Origin of the sequence: Shimia sp. MIT1388, assembly GCF_047124445.1 — a bacterium.
Taxonomy (GTDB): Bacteria; Pseudomonadota; Alphaproteobacteria; order Rhodobacterales; family Rhodobacteraceae; genus Shimia.
In genome coordinates this window covers 73,682-92,796 of record NZ_CP138921.1, presented here as the reverse complement: position 1 = coordinate 92,796, position 19,115 = coordinate 73,682, and the positions used below count along the sequence as shown (strand labels likewise).

16 protein-coding genes are annotated in these 19,115 nt (G+C 57.7%); 5 read left to right on the top strand and 11 right to left on the bottom strand.

Annotated features, from left to right (window positions below; genetic code table 11):
* Window positions 1-57: 57 nt before the first annotated feature.
* A complete protein-coding gene (locus tag SIB92_RS00410) occupies window positions 58-630 on the bottom strand; it encodes a response regulator (RefSeq protein ID WP_412553958.1) in 573 nt (190 codons plus the stop codon).
* 63 nt (window positions 631-693) lie between these two features.
* Here SIB92_RS00410 and SIB92_RS00405 point away from each other — a divergent pair, with 63 nt between their 5' ends.
* Window positions 694-3,819, top strand: a complete 3,126-nt coding sequence (locus SIB92_RS00405) for a transporter substrate-binding domain-containing protein (protein ID WP_412553957.1) — start codon at window positions 694-696, stop codon at window positions 3,817-3,819.
* A 384-nt stretch (window positions 3,820-4,203) separates the two neighbouring features.
* On the opposite strand, the gene kynU is transcribed toward SIB92_RS00405, so the two are convergent.
* The 4 genes from kynU to SIB92_RS00385 all read right to left on the bottom strand — a co-directional run bounded on the left by kynU (window position 4,204) and on the right by SIB92_RS00385 (window position 8,743).
* Window positions 4,204-5,400 carry a kynureninase gene (gene kynU, locus SIB92_RS00400; RefSeq protein WP_412553956.1) on the bottom strand — a complete coding sequence of 399 codons (1,197 nt, stop codon included), beginning with the start codon at window positions 5,398-5,400 and terminating at the stop codon, window positions 4,204-4,206.
* A gap of 49 nt (window positions 5,401-5,449) precedes the next feature.
* Entirely contained in the window at window positions 5,450-6,886 is a 1,437-nt protein-coding gene (locus SIB92_RS00395) for an NAD-dependent succinate-semialdehyde dehydrogenase (protein ID WP_412553955.1), read from the bottom strand.
* Between the two features lie 99 nt (window positions 6,887-6,985).
* Window positions 6,986-7,951, bottom strand: coding sequence for a LysR substrate-binding domain-containing protein (locus SIB92_RS00390; protein ID WP_412553954.1), 966 nt, complete (start codon window positions 7,949-7,951; stop codon window positions 6,986-6,988).
* Between the two features lie 9 nt (window positions 7,952-7,960).
* A complete protein-coding gene (locus tag SIB92_RS00385) occupies window positions 7,961-8,743 on the bottom strand; it encodes an aspartate dehydrogenase (protein ID WP_412553953.1) in 783 nt (260 codons plus the stop codon).
* A gap of 172 nt (window positions 8,744-8,915) precedes the next feature.
* Here SIB92_RS00385 and SIB92_RS00380 point away from each other — a divergent pair, with 172 nt between their 5' ends.
* The 3 genes from SIB92_RS00380 to SIB92_RS00370 all read left to right on the top strand — a co-directional run bounded on the left by SIB92_RS00380 (window position 8,916) and on the right by SIB92_RS00370 (window position 11,439).
* Complete coding sequence (locus tag SIB92_RS00380) at window positions 8,916-9,869, top strand: dihydrodipicolinate synthase family protein (RefSeq protein WP_412553952.1); 954 nt, start codon at window positions 8,916-8,918, stop codon at window positions 9,867-9,869.
* A 7-nt stretch (window positions 9,870-9,876) separates the two neighbouring features.
* The gene (locus tag SIB92_RS00375; protein WP_412553951.1) at window positions 9,877-10,752 is read left to right on the top strand and encodes an EamA family transporter; all 876 of its coding nucleotides are present in this window, start codon (window positions 9,877-9,879) and stop codon (window positions 10,750-10,752) included.
* Window positions 10,753-10,875: 123 nt separating this feature from the next.
* Entirely contained in the window at window positions 10,876-11,439 is a 564-nt protein-coding gene (locus SIB92_RS00370; RefSeq protein WP_412553950.1) for a 3-hydroxyanthranilate 3,4-dioxygenase, read from the top strand.
* Window positions 11,440-11,520: 81 nt separating this feature from the next.
* Here the strand turns inward: SIB92_RS00370 and SIB92_RS00365 are convergent, their stop codons facing one another.
* The 5 genes from SIB92_RS00365 to SIB92_RS00345 all read right to left on the bottom strand — a co-directional run bounded on the left by SIB92_RS00365 (window position 11,521) and on the right by SIB92_RS00345 (window position 17,037).
* Window positions 11,521-11,973 (bottom strand): efflux RND transporter permease subunit, encoded by a 453-nt coding sequence (locus SIB92_RS00365; protein ID WP_412553949.1) that lies wholly within the window; start codon window positions 11,971-11,973, stop codon window positions 11,521-11,523.
* Window positions 11,952-14,543 carry an efflux RND transporter permease subunit gene (locus SIB92_RS00360; RefSeq protein ID WP_412553948.1) on the bottom strand — a complete coding sequence of 864 codons (2,592 nt, stop codon included), beginning with the start codon at window positions 14,541-14,543 and terminating at the stop codon, window positions 11,952-11,954. The genes SIB92_RS00365 and SIB92_RS00360 overlap by 22 nt, the downstream gene beginning before the upstream one ends.
* On the bottom strand, window positions 14,540-15,634 hold the full coding sequence (locus SIB92_RS00355; RefSeq protein WP_412553947.1) for an efflux RND transporter periplasmic adaptor subunit: 1,095 nt from the start codon (window positions 15,632-15,634) through the stop codon (window positions 14,540-14,542). The genes SIB92_RS00360 and SIB92_RS00355 overlap by 4 nt, the downstream gene beginning before the upstream one ends.
* Window positions 15,635-16,113: 479 nt before the next feature.
* The gene (locus tag SIB92_RS00350; protein ID WP_412553946.1) at window positions 16,114-16,524 is read right to left on the bottom strand and encodes a helix-turn-helix domain-containing protein; all 411 of its coding nucleotides are present in this window, start codon (window positions 16,522-16,524) and stop codon (window positions 16,114-16,116) included.
* 141 nt (window positions 16,525-16,665) lie between these two features.
* Window positions 16,666-17,037, bottom strand: coding sequence for a hypothetical protein (locus SIB92_RS00345; RefSeq protein WP_412553945.1), 372 nt, complete (start codon window positions 17,035-17,037; stop codon window positions 16,666-16,668).
* A gap of 1,013 nt (window positions 17,038-18,050) precedes the next feature.
* Between SIB92_RS00345 and SIB92_RS00340 the strand changes: the two genes are divergently transcribed.
* Window positions 18,051-18,680, top strand: a complete 630-nt coding sequence (locus tag SIB92_RS00340) for a hypothetical protein (RefSeq protein ID WP_412553944.1) — start codon at window positions 18,051-18,053, stop codon at window positions 18,678-18,680.
* An 8-nt stretch (window positions 18,681-18,688) separates the two neighbouring features.
* On the opposite strand, the gene SIB92_RS00335 is transcribed toward SIB92_RS00340, so the two are convergent.
* Complete coding sequence (locus SIB92_RS00335; RefSeq protein WP_412553943.1) at window positions 18,689-19,114, bottom strand: hypothetical protein; 426 nt, start codon at window positions 19,112-19,114, stop codon at window positions 18,689-18,691.
* Window position 19,115: the final 1 nt, after the last annotated feature.

The window sequence follows — 19,115 nt, the reverse complement described above, 5'->3', positions numbered from 1 at the left end:
ACAGATTGGAGGCCCCTTGGGGGCCTCTCACCGTTTCATTACTAAACTAATTGCGCCTCACGCACTCTGTTTGAGGCCGGTATCCAGTTCACGCTGTAGCTCGTTTCGCAATTCGCGAAGGGCAATTGGCTTCAAAATCGTTGGCCCCAACCGCAGTCCACGGCCAGCACTTATGCGTTCTGCCGCCACCACATTGCAAGCAGCTCCTCCTGTCACAAAGCGCACGCGAATGTCGCGGTCCATTTCGGCCAGGCTCTTAATGGCCTCGATCCCGTCCATTTCAGGCATCAGAACATCCAGAAATACCAGAGCAGGCGTTTCTGCCTCCCCCAACTGATCCAATAACTCCAAGCCATTTTGACATGTGGTCACAGTCCACCCCAAATCTTCGGCAACTTCGGCAACGAAGCTGGCAAAATCGGGGTTATCATCTGCAACAAATAGATCGGCCATAAGGAAAGACCTTCCCAACACTCTTAATTCTGAATCCGTCGAACAAACTATCGAATTAGTTTCGCGCAAAAAGTAAAAAGAGGCAATAGCTCCCATCCCTGCAATCACCCCAAAGGCGAGAAACACACCGCAAAACACTCGCCGCAAAGCGTAAACAGTGGAACCGTTGGTTTTCATTTGTGTTTCCACTGTGTTGCGCTAACCTTCTTGCGACAAAGACAAAAGTTACAGGCACAGGTGATGGCACTCATCAAACTGAGCAATACTCGAAAAGCCATCTTCTGTGTGAAGCGCGCCATGTGGGGGGGGATTACGGTCTTTGCTACCGCATTGTCAGCCTCCGCCCAGCAACAGCCTCTGATCGCTGGCTGGATCGAAGCCTTTCCCGCGGTTCATGCGGACGAGAATGGTGAACCCGTTGGCTTCTTTTCTGATTTGGCGCGCTTGATTGCACAAGAAGCAGAATTGCCGCTCGAATTTAGGGAGTACGCCGACGCGGCTAGTTTTTCCGAGGCTTACAAGAAGGGCGAAGCGACGCTGTACGCAGGTATGCCGAAGGTTTTGGCCCCCGTGTTGCAACTGGACCAATCCGAAGAGCTGTCCCCAATGCGGGTTTCCCTGTTTGCGCGCCTGGACCGCCTGTACGAACTCGATCTGACCTTCTCAACACCGCAAACCGTGGGTTTCACAAAATCCATGCAGTATTGGACCGACGGCGTTTTACCCGACGGATTGGATCCTGTGATTTTTGAAGGCCCTAATGATCCGGCCGTGGCGCTGTTGCGGGGTGATGTGGATCTGGTCTTCACCTCTGAGCAATTTTTTAGCCGATGGAGCTACAAAGCCGGCCTCGATCATTTGTTCGCCATTGTTCCAGACACAGGTGCGGAGTTCCCACGTGTCGTTGGCTTGCACCCCTCAGAAGCGGAACATATGCCCGCAATCAATGCCGCCATCACACACCTGACTGACACCAAAGCACTGCTGGATCTCCGCCGTAGATACCACATGAACCTCTACGATCCGCGTCCCGAAGTGCTCACTGTCGGGGTCCTGCATTACCCCCCCTTCCAGGTTGTTGGCGATGATGGCAGCTACAGTGGGTTTGGTGTCGATGTCTTTCGCGACATCGCGGAAGCCGCAGGACTGCAATACCGCTTCCGCGAGATTACCATTCCGGAAATGACCAAATGGTCCGAGGAAATGGGCGTGGACATTCTGCCAATCGCAGGCATTACCGAACGACGGCGCCGAGGGCTGGATTTCACCCAGCCGATCTATGACGTACCGATCACGATGTTTGTGCGGCGCCAGGATCAAAACCGCTACAACACAATTGCGGACCTGAAAGGCAGCCGTATCGGCGTTTTGGACGTTGGCGAGCTGATGGAAAAGGTGCCTGCAGCAGCCGACACTGATATCGAGCTGTACTACTCGCCTGATGAACTGATCGCGGCTCTGCTGAAAGGCGACGTCAGTGCCGTAATTGCGGACAAGTTCCTCATTGAACGCATACAGCGCCTCGACGGGCTTCAACAAGAAATCGTGCCTAAAACCGCCGCTTATGATCAATCAGCAGGCATTGGCCTTCGGTTTGGGTTGGGCGATGTGCGCATGCAACTCAACCAAGTGATCCCGTACTACATCCTTTCGCCAAAGTTTCAGGCGCACCTCAGTGCCCTCCGCGGCGACCCGATCTTCTGGACCGACACCCGTAAACGCCTGGCACTTGTTCTCGGCACATTGATTGTCGGCACCATTATGTCATTGGTGGTCATGGTCCTAATGAGCCAGCGCGCGCGCCGCATGGCCGAAGATCTCGCCGCCCGCACGCAGGATGTCTCCAGCCGCCTGAGTGCTGTGATGAATGCGGCTCAAAGTGGGATCGTGGCCTTCAACCGGCAAGGTCAAATCGCACTGGCCAACCCCAATGCGCGGGAGATGCTCGGCTTGGCGGACATCCAAATGCCGATTGAGTGGCCTGCAGGCATCTCCCTAGCCCGTCAGGACGGACAGCCTTTCGACCTTTCGTCCCAAACGCCACTGGACAGGGTACGGGCTGGCGAAACAGTGGAAGGCGAAACACTGCGCCTCTCCCAAAACACGGACACAGACTATCGCTACGTTCACCTCTCCAGCAGCCCCATAGAGAAAACCTCGTCTCCCGAGATCGCCAGCGTGATGGTTCTGGACGATGTCACCCAACAGATCATCCAGGGCGAACAAGTAGAGCGCGCCAACCGGCTCAGCGCCATTGGCCAGCTGACCGGCGGTGTCGCGCATGACTTCAACAACCTTCTGGCCGTGATCTTAGGCAACCTGGAACTTGCCTATGACAGAAACCCGGACGAGAAAAGCGCCAGGAACCTGAAAGCCGCGATAAGTGCCACCCACAAAGGCGCCGACCTCACCAAAAGCATGCTTGCCTTTGCCCGCAAAGACAGCCTGTCTCCCGAAGTTATCGACCTGAACGCGGTGGTTCGACAGACCGACGATTGGGTCGGTCGGACCTTGCCGGAAACCGTGATTGTGGAAACCTCGCTGCAAGCGCGTCTCTGGAAAATCCAAGCCGATCCAAATGGCACGGAAAGTGCCCTTCTCAACCTGCTGCTAAACGCACGGGACGCGATGGACGGAAAGGGCAACCTGACGATTGAAACGGCGAACATTCGCATTGAAGATGCCTACGCCGATGACCGCCAGGAAATCATCCCGGCAGGGCGTTATGTCATGCTCGCAGTCAGCGACACCGGCCACGGTATTGCCTCGGACAACCTACCCAGAATCTACGAGCCTTTCTTCACCACTAAAGAAACCGGCAAAGGCACCGGGCTTGGACTGTCTTCTGTCATGGGGTTTATGCGCCAGAGCGGCGGCACCATTCAGGTCTATTCCGAAGTGGATCAAGGCACCACGTTCAAGCTCTATTTCCCCGCAACCGATGCCGAGCGCCCACGTGTGCGTCAACAATCTCCCGTCGGTGCCGGCAAAGCCCATACCGGCGCCAAGATTCTGCTGGTCGAGGACGAAGATGCCGTTAGAGACGTCCTTCTCACCATTCTGGAGGACGCCGGATATAAAGTCACCACCGCCGAAAATGGTGACGCGGCCTTGGAAGTTTACAAAGCCCAAAAGAACTTCGACGTGCTGCTCACCGATATTGTGATGCCAGGCGCGCTCCAAGGAACGCATCTGGCGAAAGAGCTCAGGAAAATCACCCATGACCTTCCGGTGGTCTTCATGTCCGGATACCCAAACGAGGCAAAGATTCACGGCAACGGTCTCCGGCCAAGCGATGTGCGCCTGACGAAGCCAATTCAACGCGCAGACCTGCTCTCCGCGCTTACGAGAGCAATTAAGCAGTAACTTTCGCGACGCTAAAAAATCGGACGAGTATGCAAAATTGTCGCAGCATGGTCACGCAGGGCATCACCTTCTGCGTCCACTTTGATGCTCGGCAGCGCCATCTGACTGGTCACGCATAGTAGGCCTCTGATCCAAAGGAATGATGGTTTCAGGGGGCGGGCGGACCAAGTCACGTGGGCGAGGCTCAAAACCGCGATCACAGAGACAGAATTCCTTCTGTCCCTCGCCGACAAGCATGACTGGATCTTGGGTGTTGTATGGGGGGCACCGATCGTAAGGCATAAATGCACCTGGAAACATTGCACACATGACCGGCAAAGCTTGGGCCGCCAACCCTTCGGTGCCGACGACCAGCCTAGTGGCTTCAAGCATAGATGCGAACGCTTAAGTCACTTTGGCACGCACCTGGAACCGCTCTTCGCGCCAGGTTTTGTTTTTCAGAATACTCTCCAATGTGTCCACGGCCTTCAGGATGTCGGCCTGATCAATGAAAAGCGGTGTGATCCCGAAGCGCATCACATCCGGCGCGCGGAAATCGCCAATGACCTGATTGGCAATCAGCGCCTGCATGCAGGCGTAGCCGTGCTCGAACCGGAAGGACACATGGCTGCCGCGGGCCAGCGGATCTCTTGGACCGGCAAACGTCACGCCCGGACAACGGGCCTCCACTTCGCGGATAAACAGCTCGCTCAGGTCGATGGACTTTTGGTGCAGATCTTCCATGTCCACCGCGTCCCACACGTCCAGTGCAGCGTCCAAAAGGGCAAAGGATGCGATGGAAGGCGTACCGATGCGCATGCGTTCAATCGCATCCGGCATCGGGCGGAAATCGGTGTCAAAGGCAAAGGGAGCCTCATGGGCATACCACCCCGACAGCGCACTTTCGACCACACTCAGCAAGCGTGGCGCCACGTGGATGAAAGCCGGCGCGCCCGGGCCGGCGTTGAGGTATTTGTAGGTGCAGCCTACGGCAAAATCCACGTCCAGAGCCGCCACATCCACCGGAATGGCACCGGCGGAATGGGCCAGGTCCCAGACCACCACCGCGCCCTGCGCATGGGCCTTTTCAATGATGGCACTCATGTCGTGACGCCTTCCGGTCCGGTAATCCACCTCAGTGACCATCACCACCGCAACCTCGTCAGTGATGTTATCCAGTACGTCTTCTGGATCTGGGATGCGCAGCTCGTAACCGGCGTCTTTGAGCTTCATCAGCCCTTCAACCATATAGAGGTCGGTGGGGAAATTTCCGTTGTCAGACAGGATCACCTTGCGCTCTGGCACCAAGGCCAGCCCCGCTGCCACCGCCTGAAACACGCGGATCGAGAGCGTGTCGCCCACGACGGTGCTGCCGTCAGGCGCGCCGATCAGCCGCCCCACCCGATCGCCCAATGTGTTGGTCTGCATAAACCAGTTGCGGGTGTTCCACCCCCGGATCAGGTCCGTGCGCCACTCATCCATCAAGAAACGCTGCATACGCTCCGGGGCCGCTTTCGGCATCGGACCTAGCGAGTTGCCGTTGAGGTAGATCATGCCTTCGGGGATGTCGAACATGGCGCGGGTTTTGGAGAAATCAGTCATGGTATTGTCAGCTCATTTGGACGCAGGAGCGCATAGGGGGAATGTTGGCTTAGGCGATGTTGGCGGAGTGCCAGACGTTTTTCACAGTCAGGTAGCTCTCCAGCCCTTCGGTGCCGCCTTCGCGGCCGTAGCCGCTGGACTTCACGCCGCCAAACGGGGTTTCAGGCAGGGATGCCTCCAGGGTGTTGATTGAGAAGTTGCCCACTTCGATCTCGTCAATCAAACGGTCGATGTAGTCGGCGCGGTTGGTGAAGGCATAGCCCGCGAGCCCGTATGGCACCGCATTGGCCTGTGCAATTGCTTCATCCAGGTTGCCGACCGGGTTGAGCACCGCAATCGGGCCAAACGGCTCTTCCTGCATGATCCGGGCGGAACCTGGCACATTTGTGAGCACCGTTGGTTGGAAGAAATAACCGGTATCGCCGTGCCGTCCGCCGCCTGTACGCAATTCTGCGCCCTGGGCCACGGCGTCTTCGACCAAAGCGCTCAGCACGGGGATGCGCCGTTCGTTGGCGGCTGGCCCCATTTCCACACCGTCAGTGATTCCGTTGCCCACCACCGTAGCGGCGGCGCGGACCACAAAGGTGTCTACAAAGCGGTCAAAAATGCTCTCGTGGATGAAAAACCGCGTGGGGGAAGTACAGACTTGCCCAGCATTGCGCATTTTCCGCACCGCACCGCTGATTGCGGCCTGCTCCACGTCGGTGTCTTCACACACGATCACCGGCGCATGGCCGCCCAGCTCCATCAGAACCCGCGTGTCACTCTGCGCGGCAAGACCGGTCAGATGCCGCCCGACCTGTGTGGAGCCGGTGAGCGCCACGAGGCGCACAGAGGGCTGCGGGATCAGGAACTCGGAAATCTCGGACGGCACGCCAAACACCAGATTCAGCACCCCCGGCGGCAATCCGGCCTCCTCAAATGCCCGCACGATGTGGATCGCCCCGGCAGGGGTTTCTTCTGCAGCCTTGAGAATAACGGAGCAGCCGGAGGCCAGCGCCCCGGCAATTTTGCGGGCAGGTTGGCTCATTGGGAAATTCCACGGCGAAAACGCCGCGACTACGCCAATAGGGCTGTGATGCACCGAGATTTTGCCCCCTGCCGCGGAGGGGATCACCCGGCCATAGGTGCGCATGGCTTCGCCAGCGTCCCATTCAAAAAACTCGGCGCCGCGGATGACTTCCAGACGGGCCTGCGCCAAAGGCTTGCCGTGTTCCGCTGTGATGCTCTGTGCGATCTCTTCCTGGCGGTCCCGCATGATCGCGGCCGCCCGCACAATCAGGTCCGCCCGCGCGCGCGGCGATGTCTTGCGCCAGACCTCAAACCCTGCTTCGGCAGCCCGCAAGGCGTCTTCCAGATCGGCACGGCTGGCACAGGGCAGCTGGCCCAGCACCGCTTCTGTGGCGGGGTTCACAACCGGAAGGGTCTTTGCGCTGTCGCGCCACTGTCCGTTGATGAAAAGTTGCAGGTCTGGATAGGTGTGCATGCCGCCCTCGCTGTCGTACTTGACTTGCCCCCATAACTCCTGCGTCCAGCGCCCTGCCGCAACAGAATTGAACAAATCCAGCTATAACAATGGCGAATATCAGAGCGTCTCAATGCGCCCCTGGATCTCCTCTGCGGCGCCGCGCAGCGCCTCCAGAAAGGCCGCACTGGCCGGAGACAGGCTTTGGCTGCCGCGATAAGACACCCCAACCGGCCCTGCGCCAAACGGCGCCACCCAATCCAGCGCTGCCAGTAGACCGTTTTCAATGTCGAGCGCGGCCACATGGGCCGGCATAAGGCCAATAAAGTTGTGAGAGCGCAGCAAGGACCGGTTGGCCAGATAAGACACGGATTCAATGGCCGTCTCCGGCGCGTATTGATCCTGACGCACAAAAAACTGGTCACATTGCCGACGCAGGGTGGTTTCGATGGGCGGCAGGATCCAGCCATAGGGCTTAAGCTGTTCAAAGCTGACGTTGGCCTGCGCCGCCAGCGGATGCTGGGTGCCCACCACAGCCACAATCCGTTCGTCAAAGAACTTCTCCTGACTGGTATGCTGACGGTGCCGGTGGTCTGGCAGTCGCCCCACAACCATGTCGATTTCGCCGGACAACAGCGCGGGCATCAGGACTTCATTGGTGCCTTCGACAATCTTGATCGCCACTTTGGGACGGTCTTTTAACAGCTGCTCCACCGCCAGCGGCAACAAAGAAGGTGACGCCGCCAACAAAGTGCCGACGACCACCCGACCGGCATTGCCCTCGTTCAAATCGTCCAGCTCCTGCGCCGCATTAGACACCTGCGCAAAGATTAGCTTGCCGTGCCGAATGAGGGAGTCACCAAACACCGTGGGCACCACACCCCGATTGGTGCGCTCAAACAGCTTCACCTCAAAGTCCAACTCCAGATCCTGGATCATCTTGGTGGCAGCTGGTTGCGAGATGCTCAGGTCCCTCGCGGCGCTTTGAATGCTGCCATGCTGACCAACGGCAACCAACAATCGCAATTGCCGCAGCTTCAGGCGGGTCAAAGCACGCTCTACAATTCGGGTGTGACGGGTGGCCATGGCAGGTCCTCACATCGACATAGGGGAAAAAAGCCGCTCGACAGTGGCCACCATGCTCATCGCGGCCAGAGCCGAACTGCGGGGATTGTCGGGCAAGGCACTGCCTTCGATACGGAACGAGAACTGCCCAAAGGCCCCTGTCGCTTGCACCTCGTGAAAATTGGCCGTGATCGTCGGGTCCGCCAACAGTTTGACGCGGGTGTCGTCAAAACCGGTGCCCGCCAAAGCCACCGCAGCCGCAACATTTGCGTTTTTGGGATACGACAGAGCTGCCTGGCGCGCGGTGCCCTCAAAATGCAAGGTGGGTGCGGACAGGCTGCCAAGGTCCAGTTGGGCCTCCGCCGGTGAGCCTTGCCATCCAAGTGGCGGCTTTCGGCCAATATAGGTGACGTTTGTTAGCCCGCCGACCTTGGCGGCCCGCAAACTGTCCAAGGCGCCTATGGCGCCACTGGCCAGATGCAGCTGTGCGCCGCCAGATTGCGCGGCCTGCGTGAGTGTTTCCGCCAAAGAGGCATCAGCCAACGCCCCCAAGGACAGGGTGATCACATTGGTGCCCCGCGCCAGAAGCGCGGGCCCGTGCTGCGTCAGGGCCGCGTGGCCGCCGCAGTCCAACACCACAGCAATCTCGGCAGGCACCTCCGTCACCGATGTGACGCGCACCACATCCGCCAGCGACGTGTCCTTGGGCTGTGTCGTCCGCGCCAAAACCGCATGTGGACCCCAGCCGCGCTGCTGCAAAGCCTCTGCCACATAGCGCCCGATTGCGCCTTCCCCAATGATGCCGATTTTCATGTGTCCCTCCAAGTGCCCCATCAACATAGTGGAAGAAAGCGCCCTCTGTTATCAGAATTTTGGATAACCAGTTTCTCGGGATGCGGCTGGTGCGGGGCCGCATCCGTAGCCTATCAGGTCTCTAAAGAGCCCAAAAACCGGCTCCCCCTCTTTGCCGGATCGGAGTGTCGCCATGAAATACGCCAAACATGAAGCCAAAGCCTATTCCCGTGAGACCATGCGCGGCATTTGGGCGGCTGCGCTCAATCCGTTTGACGAGACCTTGGCGCTAAACGAAGCCGGGTTGCGGCGCAACATCCGCCACTGGATCGATGATCTTGGCATTCAGGGGCTGTTCATTGCCGGGAAACAAGGTGAGTTCTGGTCCATGTCGATGGAGGAGCGCAAGCGCAACATGACGATTGCGGTGGAGGAATGTGGCGACAAGGCCGGCACCATCATGTCGATCTCCGACCAGAGCGTGCAGACCGTGCTGGAGCTTGGTCAACATGCTCAGGACTGCGGCGCGGACTATGTGGTTGTCCATGCCCCGATGCTGAGTTTCTGTCACGACCGCGACGAGGTTTTGTATAACTATTACAAATACCTCTGTGACCGGCTCGACATTGGCATTGCCATGTGGAGCCATCCGGACAGCGGTTATCTGATGGCACCGGAAACCTGCGCCCGGATTGCGGACCTCCCCAACATCATGGCGATCAAATATTCGGTGCCACGCGAGATGTATGCCCGGTTGACCAAGATGGTCGGCGACAAGATCCTGGTTTCAACCTCACTGGAAGACGACTGGCTTGCCAACATCGAAGAGCTGGGCTGGCAGCTGTACCTGTGCTCGTCCCCTCCCTACCAGTTGCAAACCAAAAATGACCGCCGGATGCACGAATACACCGAGCTGGCCTTTGCCGGAAAGTTCGATCAGGCCCGCCGGGTGCGCGACAGCCTTGAACCGGTGCGAGCAGCGATCCGCAACAGCAAGCCCGCTGGCAAACCCACCGCCCACGGCAAATACTGGCAGGAATTGCTGGGACAGATCGGCGGCCGGGTGCGACATCCGATGTTGGAACTGACCGAAGCCGAAAAGGCCGCCACCAGCGCCGCGTTTGAAGATTGCGGGCTACAGCTCTAAACCGGCGATGCTAGGCGAAGCGCTGGCCCTACTTGCAGCCGCCGCCTACGGCGTGGCTGGGCTGTCCATTGTCCATGCAAAAGCGCAGGCGCAGGGCGACAACGGCGTCTTTCTGTCCATTGTCGTCACGGCTGTCTGTTCTTGGGGGCTTTGGCTATTCACAGCAGACGTCTCTCGCGACGTGCTGTTGTCTGGCGTCGGTGGAAAGGCCATGCTGATATTTGCCTGCGCCGGGCTCTGCGCCAATGTGTTGGGCCGTCAGCCCATGTATCGCGTGACCGAGGTCGCCGGGGCGGTCAACGCAGGACTGCTGCGTCGCTTGGTGCCGGTCTTTGCCCTACCCTGCGCCTTTCTTGTGCTCGGACAAACGCCCGGCCCACAGGTTTTGGTCGGCGGCGTGTTTGTCCTTGCGGGGGTGCTGTTCTATCTCCGCCCCAGCAAAACGCCGTTGGGGGGCTGGGTGGCGCTTGGGACAGTGTCCGCCTTAGCCTATGCAATGGCCTATACCCTGCGCGGCCTTGGATTGTTGTTTCTGCCAGACGCAGCCTTGGGCACCGCCATTGGCGCGTCAGTGGCCTCTGTCTGGGTCGCCGCTGGAACAGTGTTGCGGCAAGGCCGTTTGCCCGGCTGGCACCACATCACGGTCGACCGGTCAGCGGCGCATTGGATCACCGCCTTTGCGCTCAGTGCCGGGCAGATATTGCAGTTCTTTGCGCTCAAACACACCACGGTGGCCGCCGTGTCCGTATTGGGCGCCATGGATGTGCTGTTTGCCGCCGTGCTGATGCGGTGGCGCCCTACTCAAGAAAACGTGGCGCTTGCACGGTTGCTGCTCGCCATGGTGCTGGCGATGATTGGCACCGCCTTACTGCTCGCGCCCTAAGACATATTCCAAAAGCGGATAGCCACTTTCCCCAAATTCCATATTTCCTTGCCGCAAAATCCCTTAGCCTGATGCCAACACGCACGCGGCGCGGGCATCACGCGGACATTTAGGGAGGGTCACATGGCCACACATCCAACCTTGAAACCGTTCAACTTCAAAAAATGGGTTGCGGAGAATGCGGACAAACTGCGTCCGCCGGTTGGCAATCAGCTGTTGCACAAGGAAGGCGAAATGATTGTGATGGTGGTGGGCGGCCCCAACACCCGCGTCGATTTCCATGACGATCCGGTGGAGGAGTGGTTTTTCCAGCAAAAGGGCGACATGATGCTCAAAATCGCGGATGGCGGCAAAATCTATGATGTGCCAGTGCGCGAAGGCGAAGTCTTTATGCTCCCCCCACATGTGCGCCACGCCCCACAACGGCCACAAGAAGGCTCGGTAGGCATTGTGGTTGAGGCCCCGCGACAGCCTGGCATGAAAGAAGGGTTTGAGTGGTTCTGCTTCAACTGCGAAGGCCTGGTGCATCGGGAAGAAGTGGCGCTGGACGGCCCCGAAGGCATCGTGACCGCCCTGCCAAAAATCTACGACCGGTTCCACAACAGCATCGAAAACCGCACCTGCCCATCCTGTGGTGAGGTGCATCCGGGCAAAGGCAAGCCGCCGGCGGATTGGGTGCAACTGTAGTGTTTTCTGAGCATTCAGTTCCACATCTAACCTGAGCCCCGAAGCTCATCTGGCTTAAGTGGAGACCCAATAGTTGCCGCGTTACTTCAACAGAAGGTGATACAGCCATGGCACCACAAACAGCGCGAACACGGAGGCAACTCCGAGACCGCCCAACATCAGCGCGGCCATCGGCTCCCAAAGCGTACCGCCAAACGCTGCCATTGGAACAAGGCCAACCACTGTGGTCAGTGACGTTAGAACGATCGGGCGAAACCGCTTTTGTGCCCCTGCGACAATGGCCTCACGGAGGTCCAAAACCCCTCGCTCTCGGTCAATTTGGTCCACCATCAAAATCGCATTGTTTACAATGATGCCCGAGAGCGCAATCAGCCCCAGCATGCCAAAAAAGCTCAGGGGGTGCCCAGTCACAAACAATGCCAACGGCACGCCGACGATGACCAAGGGGGCACACAACATGATGATGACCACCCTACGGCAGGAATTGAACTGGATCATCAGCGCCACCACAATCACAACAAGCGCGTAAGGCATGCCTTTGGCGAGTTTTTCCCGCACGATTGCCGCCAGCTCAATCTCCCCCCGGTTGTGATTTTGTAGGACGCCCCGAGGTCGGCGGACAACTGATCCAAAGACGGCGACACATGCGCCAGAAGCTCAAATGTGGTCATCTGATCAGAGTTAGCGGAAACAGTTAAGGTACGACTTTGATTGAGACGATGTATCACGGATAGTTTGGGATCGAGAACCTGCTCTGAAATTTGATCCAGCCCAGTCACCCGACCTTGCGCCATAAGCGCCGCGTTCCGCAAGGCGTGATCTTTGGCCCTGTCTTCTCCAGCGCCGCACAGCACCACATCCACCGGCGTGCGGCCAGAATTGAGCGTGCCAACCTGCACCCCATCAAAAAACTGCGCCAGTTCGAAAGAGAGCCGCTGGGTGGAAAGTGCATGTCCGCGCAGGCGCTCCTGTGCCGCCAGAACGCGCCATTCAAATGCTTTGTTGCCCCAGTTAGCGTGGTTTTGCACCACATCCGGCGCAGTGGCGATCATAGCTTGTACTTCCCGACCAGCAGCCAACAACCTTTCAGTGTCCGGCCCAGAAATTTGCACGTCCAAAACCGGTTCCCGGCCGGCTGTCGCTACCTGTTTGATCCGAAAACTTGCATTGGGAAACCGAGCCAACGCCGCGTCCCGTGCTTTGCGCATGACCGGACGCACATCCGCAGGGCTGACCGTGTTTACCAGCATAAAGGCAGCTGCCGGATCTGCCTCCATTGGATCCATCGGCAACACAAAGCGCGGGCCACCATCTCCGACAAAAATAGACACGTTTGCCACGCCGGGGTTTTCCGCACGCAACCAATCTGAAAACGCCAGAGCAGTGCCTTGAGTGACGGCAATGTCGGTCCCTTTGGGCAGGTCCATATACACCAGAAACTGGGGGCGGTCAGAGGGCGGAAAAAGTTGGTTTGGCACTCGAGACAGCTGCCACAGGCTGCCCCCAACCAAAAGAAATTCACACAGCAGAAACAGCACCGGTGCGTGCAACGTCAAGCGAACCGCTTCGGCATATGCAGCTGACAAACGATCAAAGGCAGCCTGTTTTCTATCCGCCTGTGCCCGCGAGCCCATGGTCCAGACGGCCAACCGCGGCAAAAAGTACAACGCGGAGAGCAAGGACCCTATCAGCATCACCATCACCACAATGCCCAAGGAGAATGCATAGGTGCCCTCGTTTCCATCCAGCAGGAACAGCGGCAGAAACGCCGCAACTGTTGTGACCGAAGACACAGTCAAGGGCATCGCAAACGCCCCACCTGCCGCACATGCGGCTTTCACACCTGCCTGACCAGAACGGATGCGGCGCTGAATATCCTCAACAACAACCAGCCCGTTGTCCACCAACAAGCCCAAGCTGATGATAATGGCGGCCAGGGAGACTTGCTGTAGCTCAATGCCCAAAACCGTCATACCCAAAAATGCGAAGCTGATAGAAAGCGGAACGATGGCCGCAATGGTGCACGCCTCACGCCACCCGAAACAGAACAGCATTATGAGTAAAACAGCCAGGAAGGTCTGCCATAAGTTTAGCATCGCCCCGCTTATGGTCGCGCTGACAATGTCGGACTGCAACGTCGAATACGCAATTTGCAACCCCACCGGCATATCCTGCGCAAATTGGTCCGTGATGCGCTGCAACTCAGGCCCCAGTTTCGTCACATCCACATCCTGGGCCATCTCCACCGCTAGGATCACGGCCTGATCACCGTTTTGAAACACCGGAGCTTGAGGCGGGTCCGCGTAGCCTCGGCGCACGGTCAAGAGATTCCCCAGTCGCACCATGCCGTACTCCGGAACGGCCACCAATACATCCGCAATGTCTTGCATCGAGTTCACAGCGCCGGTCACGCGCACCAACATACGATGTGTCCCGGACACCACTGAGCCTCCGGAGAGATGCACATTTTGACTTTGCAGAGCCGCCTTAATGGACGGCAGTAACTCTCCTACTGTCGCCAGCTTGGCCTGCGACACTTCCAAGGTGATAACTTCCGGCTGCACCCCGTAGAGTGACACCGCGGCAACCGACGTATTCTGAAAAAACCGGTCGCGCAATGCCAGAGCCGCATCTGCGATCTCACGATGGGAGAAGCCCCGGCCACTCACCGCAATGGTCGCAACTGCCACGTCTCCAAAACCCGTCGAAACGATGGGGCCGATGGTGCCATGTGGTAATTCCGGAGATGTTGCCCGCACCTCTTCCCGTATTTGATCAAACACAGACTTCAAGGCGTTTGGTGCGATGCTATTGGACAGGCGGATTTTCAACGTCACCTGGCCGTTGCTGACCCGTGTGGCCACTTTGTCCACCCCCGGCACGGCGCGGGCGGCATCTTCCATGGGCACCGCAATATGGGCTTCCATCTGGGACAAAATCAGCCCGCTGTGCTGGGCAATCGCCACAACTGTTCGGGTTCTGACTGTGGGGTCTTCCCGTTTTGGAAAGCCGGCATAGGACAAGACGCCAAGCGCTAGGGTTAGAACCAAGAACAGAGCGGTCAGCCGCTCTTTTTCCAGACCGAGTCTGGTCAATGCGCTCATAGATCTCTGCCTTGAAACCGGCGAACGGCTTGCGTGTCGCGCAGAAACGCAACGCCGGCAGTGACCACATGTTCTCCCTCAGCCAACCTCCCGGTGACAAAGACCTGATCTCCGGCCGCTGCGACAACCGACACCGAACGCGCATCCAGCGTTCCCGACATGTCGCCCTTGGGAACAAACACAAACACCTGCGCCTCAAAACTCGTCGCGTCCTGACGCCTTACACCCGGTGCAAACAAACTGTCGCGCGGCAAGGCGAGGAGTTTTTCGTCATGCCCTGTCAGCACGTCAATCGCCACCTCAACCGGGGTCCCTGCCCGCAACTCAAAATTTGTATCAGACAGCGTGATCACAACCGGAAACGCGGCCACATGTGCCGCCCTTCTGCCAATTTCAGTCACCCGGGCCGGTAGCGCTTCGGCACGCCCCCCCGTTGCAACCACTGAAACGGCACGCCCGATCTCAAGCGACTGCGCCACCTGAGCTGAGACAAGCACCTGTGCTTGCAAGTGGCCTTCTTCATATAAGGTCAACACCGGTTGCGCCGGACGGACCCCCGCAAAATCTTGGACATCGACACTGGCAATGACGCCATTAAACGGCGCACGGAGTTCCGCATCATCACGGGTCTCTTGTAGCAAATCCACGTTGCTTTGCATCTGCTCCAGACGTGCATTGGCTTGCTTGAAAGTGGTAATGGCCCGGTCGCGATACGCCTTTGACACAACCTTGCGCTCAAACAGGTCTATTTGCCGCGCGGCTTCTTCCTGCGCATTCACCGCATAGGCCCGCGCCTCGATCAAAGCCGCCCTGGCCTGCCCCAACTGGATGTCCAGGTTGACCGGCTCAATGGTCGCAAGCGTTTCCCCTTTCTCCACATGCTGACCGATGCGCAGGTCGATGTCGGTGACACGGCCACCAATTTCAAATGACAAAGCCACAAGCGACTTGGGTTCCAGCACCGTAGGGTAGTGACGCGTTTCAGAACGGGATCGCATCACAACGGCTGTGGTTTTGACGCTGCGCAAAACTGTGTCCGACGACGGCGCAGCGGTGGCCTGAGGTTTGCAGGCCGCAAGAAAGGCAATCATCGGCCACAGTCGCAAAAAGGCGCAATAGGACATTGGGGAGACTCGGTGTGCTTGCTCAAAGTCGGGTCAACCGCGCTCCTGCCCCGAATGAAACCAGAAGACAAAACGACAGCGGGCCCGCCAAAGAAGAATGGAAAGTGAGGGGGTTACTTGGCTATCAGCCGTCGCCTGACAGCTGACCTCAAACTCAGTTTCCCCATCGTCGCGACAGATCTACACTTTTCCGCCATTGCAATTGCCTCAATCTGGTTCCGCTCCTGTCCTGCGTGACGCCAGCCGTACAGAAAGACCTCCCCGCAACCGAACTACCGGTTTCCAACGAAGTCTTCCCAGGCGGCGCTGCCGTTTCTACATGCAGCAGGTTCCGTGAGCACCGACACAGACTAGAGGACAGCCGCAGATGGGTCACACGTTGAAACTGTTGAAATCCCGCAAAAACTGTTGATCCCTGCCCCAAGGGGCCTCAGAAAGGCGCTTTTTCAGTGCCGCCCAAAATGCTGCAACCATTGACGCGGTGGCATTCCCATCTTTTTCCGAAAGGCGTATGTGAAGTTGCTCGGATTGGCATAGCCGAACTGATGTGCCACCCGCTTGACCGGCACACCTTCCCGCAAAGCGGCGCACATGGCATCAAAACGTAACGTCACCATATTGTTGTAGAGGCTAACCCCAAAGACGTCCCGGTAAGCCAATTCCAGGCGGCGGGCCGGAATTCGGCAAACTGCTGCGATCTCCGCCACGGTCGGAGATCTCTGGAGGTGACGGCACATAAAGTCATGGGCATCCCGCGCCGCCTGCGCCTCCCGGACTGAAACGGCGCGATGCTCTGCGCGACAGAAATATTCGATCCGATGCGCCATAAGTTGCATCGCCGACGCCTCAACCAACATTGGCCGCACAGGCGACGGGCTCAACAGCGCGCCGCGCAACGCAGAGAGCACATGTGCTGGCGTGGCACAGGGCCTATGGATGGTCTCCCGCTTTGACAGACACATGATGCCCTGAAGCTCTTTCGGAAGACGATCCCCGAATCATTGCCCCACGACATCATAAGGCGCCAGAGTTGTGAAAATCTCGCTGTCATCTGTAAAAAACTGAAACCGGGCGTCCGCCTTCCACGGGCGTGTCAATCCCGTCGAGGCGTCATCATAGGTGACCCCGTGATCCAATTCGACGCCAAACGCCCCCGACAGGCGGACCAAGGAGAACAAATAGCCAGGATCGCGATCACTTTTGACCTCCACAACATCTGGGCCGCGGGTTTGAAAGTGCGTTAGCCCCCACTGGTTTCCGGATGGCACTGTGTTCGTCGACTTGGACACGCGAATATCAACTTCCTTGGTTTGCAAAACCGTTGTGTCATTCTGCGCCAACACGAGTTGAACAGGTTTGCTACGCGTCATGTTCCCCATCCCCAAACTGGCCACTCCAGCAGCCATGCCTCTGCAAGTGATTGTTTAGACGCATTTTCTTCAATAATCGACTGATTTTCGCCTACACACACCACGTGTAAACGTCAGGACGTTGAGGGGCGCTAGCCAGTTACTCATCTCCAAGGATGCTCTCTTGGGGTGCGCAATAACCTTAACCGAATCACGATAGTAACATTCAGCTCAAACCAAGGTGTTATGGGTAAGAGCGCGGCCAGGGAGTATGACCCAGGGTCTTTTGCGCGGTCTAGACCAACCGGGAATTGAGGTCGATATCGCCCCCGAGGAGCTGCTCCTCAGAGGCGCCTGACGTAGCCTGGGCGTTCAGGAACTGATCTGGGGTAACGTTTTTTCCTGTATGGACATGTTTGATTTTGCCGGATGCGGAAGTGTGGACTTACGGTGAAGCTGGCGCAGTTCAAGGATCTGTTCTGCAACCACCTACTCCAAAATCGCGAGCCACACGGCGCTGCACTTTGCGCCCAACTGTTTCCAGGTCCGCGCCGCGGCTCGTGCCAAAAGTTCCTCCCAACTTCGAGGAACTTTTGGCTCGCTTTGGTCGCGGCCCCCAGCTATGTCCTCACGCCGACATCGTTCAGCAACGCTGTCTTCGCCCTTCAAGCCGTCCAGTCCGGTCCAGATATTGTTCACCCGATCGCTCAACCTCGTGGCGGTCTCGTCTCCCCTCTTTGGGCGGATGCGACGTGCCAAAAAACCTGTCAGATCAAACCGGATGAGTGTATCCCACTGGCGCCGGCGTCAAGCAGGAGCGGCAATCTGTTATAAGATCTCACAATATCCAAAATGAGTTACCCCATTTCCTGCGCGTGACGCGCGATTTGGTGTAAGATGGTTTCAAACAGCGCAATTTGAGCGCGTTTGCAAAGCATCGTTGGGACATTTCTCTCCACGACTATGTCAAGGGAAAGATCATCGCTTCCTCATTGACATCCACAAAGCACGATCGAATTTTGAGGATTGGGATTATGGAAAATACTATCGGAAGACGCTGTTTTTTGGTGTTCGGAAGCGCATTTGTCTTGGCCTCCTGTGACAGCGGCGAGGTGATGACCTGGGAACCAGAGACAGATTCAGAAAAACAACTAAGGGAAAGTCGAGAAGCCTTGCAGCGCACCGTTGGCGAAGGCGCGCTGATTGGTGCAGCCGCCGGCGCGGCAATAGGCGCGTTAATTGACGGGTCCGAGGGTGGATTCCGAGGGGCACAAATTGGGTTCGTGGCCGGTGTCACGGCAGGGTCATACGTAAGGTCACTACAGCAAAAATACTCACAACAAGAGCGCCTTCTTACCGAGGTTTTTTCGGACCTTCAGCGCACCAACGCCAGAATGGAAGACAGCCTTCAAGCGATGCGTGCCGCCCTGAAAGAAAAACAAAACCGACCGCAGCCCGACGCGACGCGGGATGCCCGTTTGTCCCGCGAGGCAGCGGAAACCCTAAAAGTCGGAGAAAACTACAATGAGCTCTTTTCCGAAACCCGCTCGATTTTGTCGTCGCAGGGATACCAAACTGCATCCATGAACCAGGAAATGGCAACTTTAAGCAAGCGTATTTCAGAGATGCGTTCTGTGGCCGAAGCCCTGGCGGTTGATCTATAGTCTCAAACTCAATTGGAGAGCTGCGCCAACTCGACGCTCAGAGACTTGGCCTCCGCGATGGTACGCTGCAAGTCCGAAAGCTTGGCGTCCGAGTTTTGCGTCGGCGGCACATAGGTTATCACGCGATTGACTTCGCTGGACATTTGCCTGCTAACCCCTTGCGTTGACGCCAATTGCACTTTGAGTTTGGACTGCTGGTAGGACAAATCAGCCTCCGCAGCGTTGATTTGTCGCCTCAAATCCGCGTTGCGTTCCTGTTCCGCCGCGGCCTGTGCTTCGAGGGTGTCCACTCGCGCCTGGTATGTACCTGAGGTGATGCCCGCAACTCCGGAGACAAAACCGCCGTCAGCAGGATCGTCAGAAGTTTCACAAGCAGACAAAAGGCACACTGAAAGGCCAACGGTAATTGCGGGCGACATACGAAATTTTGGCATC

What these genes read in the sequence shown, in the direction of transcription:
- SIB92_RS00410 (WP_412553958.1), bottom strand. Translation starts at nt 630, where the DNA reads ATGAAAACCAACGGTTCCACTGTTTACGCTTTGCGGCGAGTGTTTTGC.
- SIB92_RS00405 (WP_412553957.1), top strand. Translation starts at nt 694, where the DNA reads ATGGCACTCATCAAACTGAGCAATACTCGAAAAGCCATCTTCTGTGTG.
- kynU (WP_412553956.1), bottom strand. Translation starts at nt 5,400, where the DNA reads ATGACTGATTTCTCCAAAACCCGCGCCATGTTCGACATCCCCGAAGGC.
- SIB92_RS00395 (WP_412553955.1), bottom strand. Translation starts at nt 6,886, where the DNA reads ATGCACACCTATCCAGACCTGCAACTTTTCATCAACGGACAGTGGCGC.
- SIB92_RS00390 (WP_412553954.1), bottom strand. Translation starts at nt 7,951, where the DNA reads ATGGCCACCCGTCACACCCGAATTGTAGAGCGTGCTTTGACCCGCCTG.
- SIB92_RS00385 (WP_412553953.1), bottom strand. Translation starts at nt 8,743, where the DNA reads ATGAAAATCGGCATCATTGGGGAAGGCGCAATCGGGCGCTATGTGGCA.
- SIB92_RS00380 (WP_412553952.1), top strand. Translation starts at nt 8,916, where the DNA reads ATGAAATACGCCAAACATGAAGCCAAAGCCTATTCCCGTGAGACCATG.
- SIB92_RS00375 (WP_412553951.1), top strand. Translation starts at nt 9,877, where the DNA reads ATGCTAGGCGAAGCGCTGGCCCTACTTGCAGCCGCCGCCTACGGCGTG.
- SIB92_RS00370 (WP_412553950.1), top strand. Translation starts at nt 10,876, where the DNA reads ATGGCCACACATCCAACCTTGAAACCGTTCAACTTCAAAAAATGGGTT.
- SIB92_RS00365 (WP_412553949.1), bottom strand. Translation starts at nt 11,973, where the DNA reads ATGCCTTACGCGCTTGTTGTGATTGTGGTGGCGCTGATGATCCAGTTC.
- SIB92_RS00360 (WP_412553948.1), bottom strand. Translation starts at nt 14,543, where the DNA reads ATGAGCGCATTGACCAGACTCGGTCTGGAAAAAGAGCGGCTGACCGCT.
- SIB92_RS00355 (WP_412553947.1), bottom strand. Translation starts at nt 15,634, where the DNA reads ATGATTGCCTTTCTTGCGGCCTGCAAACCTCAGGCCACCGCTGCGCCG.
- SIB92_RS00350 (WP_412553946.1), bottom strand. Translation starts at nt 16,524, where the DNA reads ATGTTGGTTGAGGCGTCGGCGATGCAACTTATGGCGCATCGGATCGAA.
- SIB92_RS00345 (WP_412553945.1), bottom strand. Translation starts at nt 17,037, where the DNA reads ATGACGCGTAGCAAACCTGTTCAACTCGTGTTGGCGCAGAATGACACA.
- SIB92_RS00340 (WP_412553944.1), top strand. Translation starts at nt 18,051, where the DNA reads ATGGAAAATACTATCGGAAGACGCTGTTTTTTGGTGTTCGGAAGCGCA.
- SIB92_RS00335 (WP_412553943.1), bottom strand. Translation starts at nt 19,114, where the DNA reads ATGCCAAAATTTCGTATGTCGCCCGCAATTACCGTTGGCCTTTCAGTG.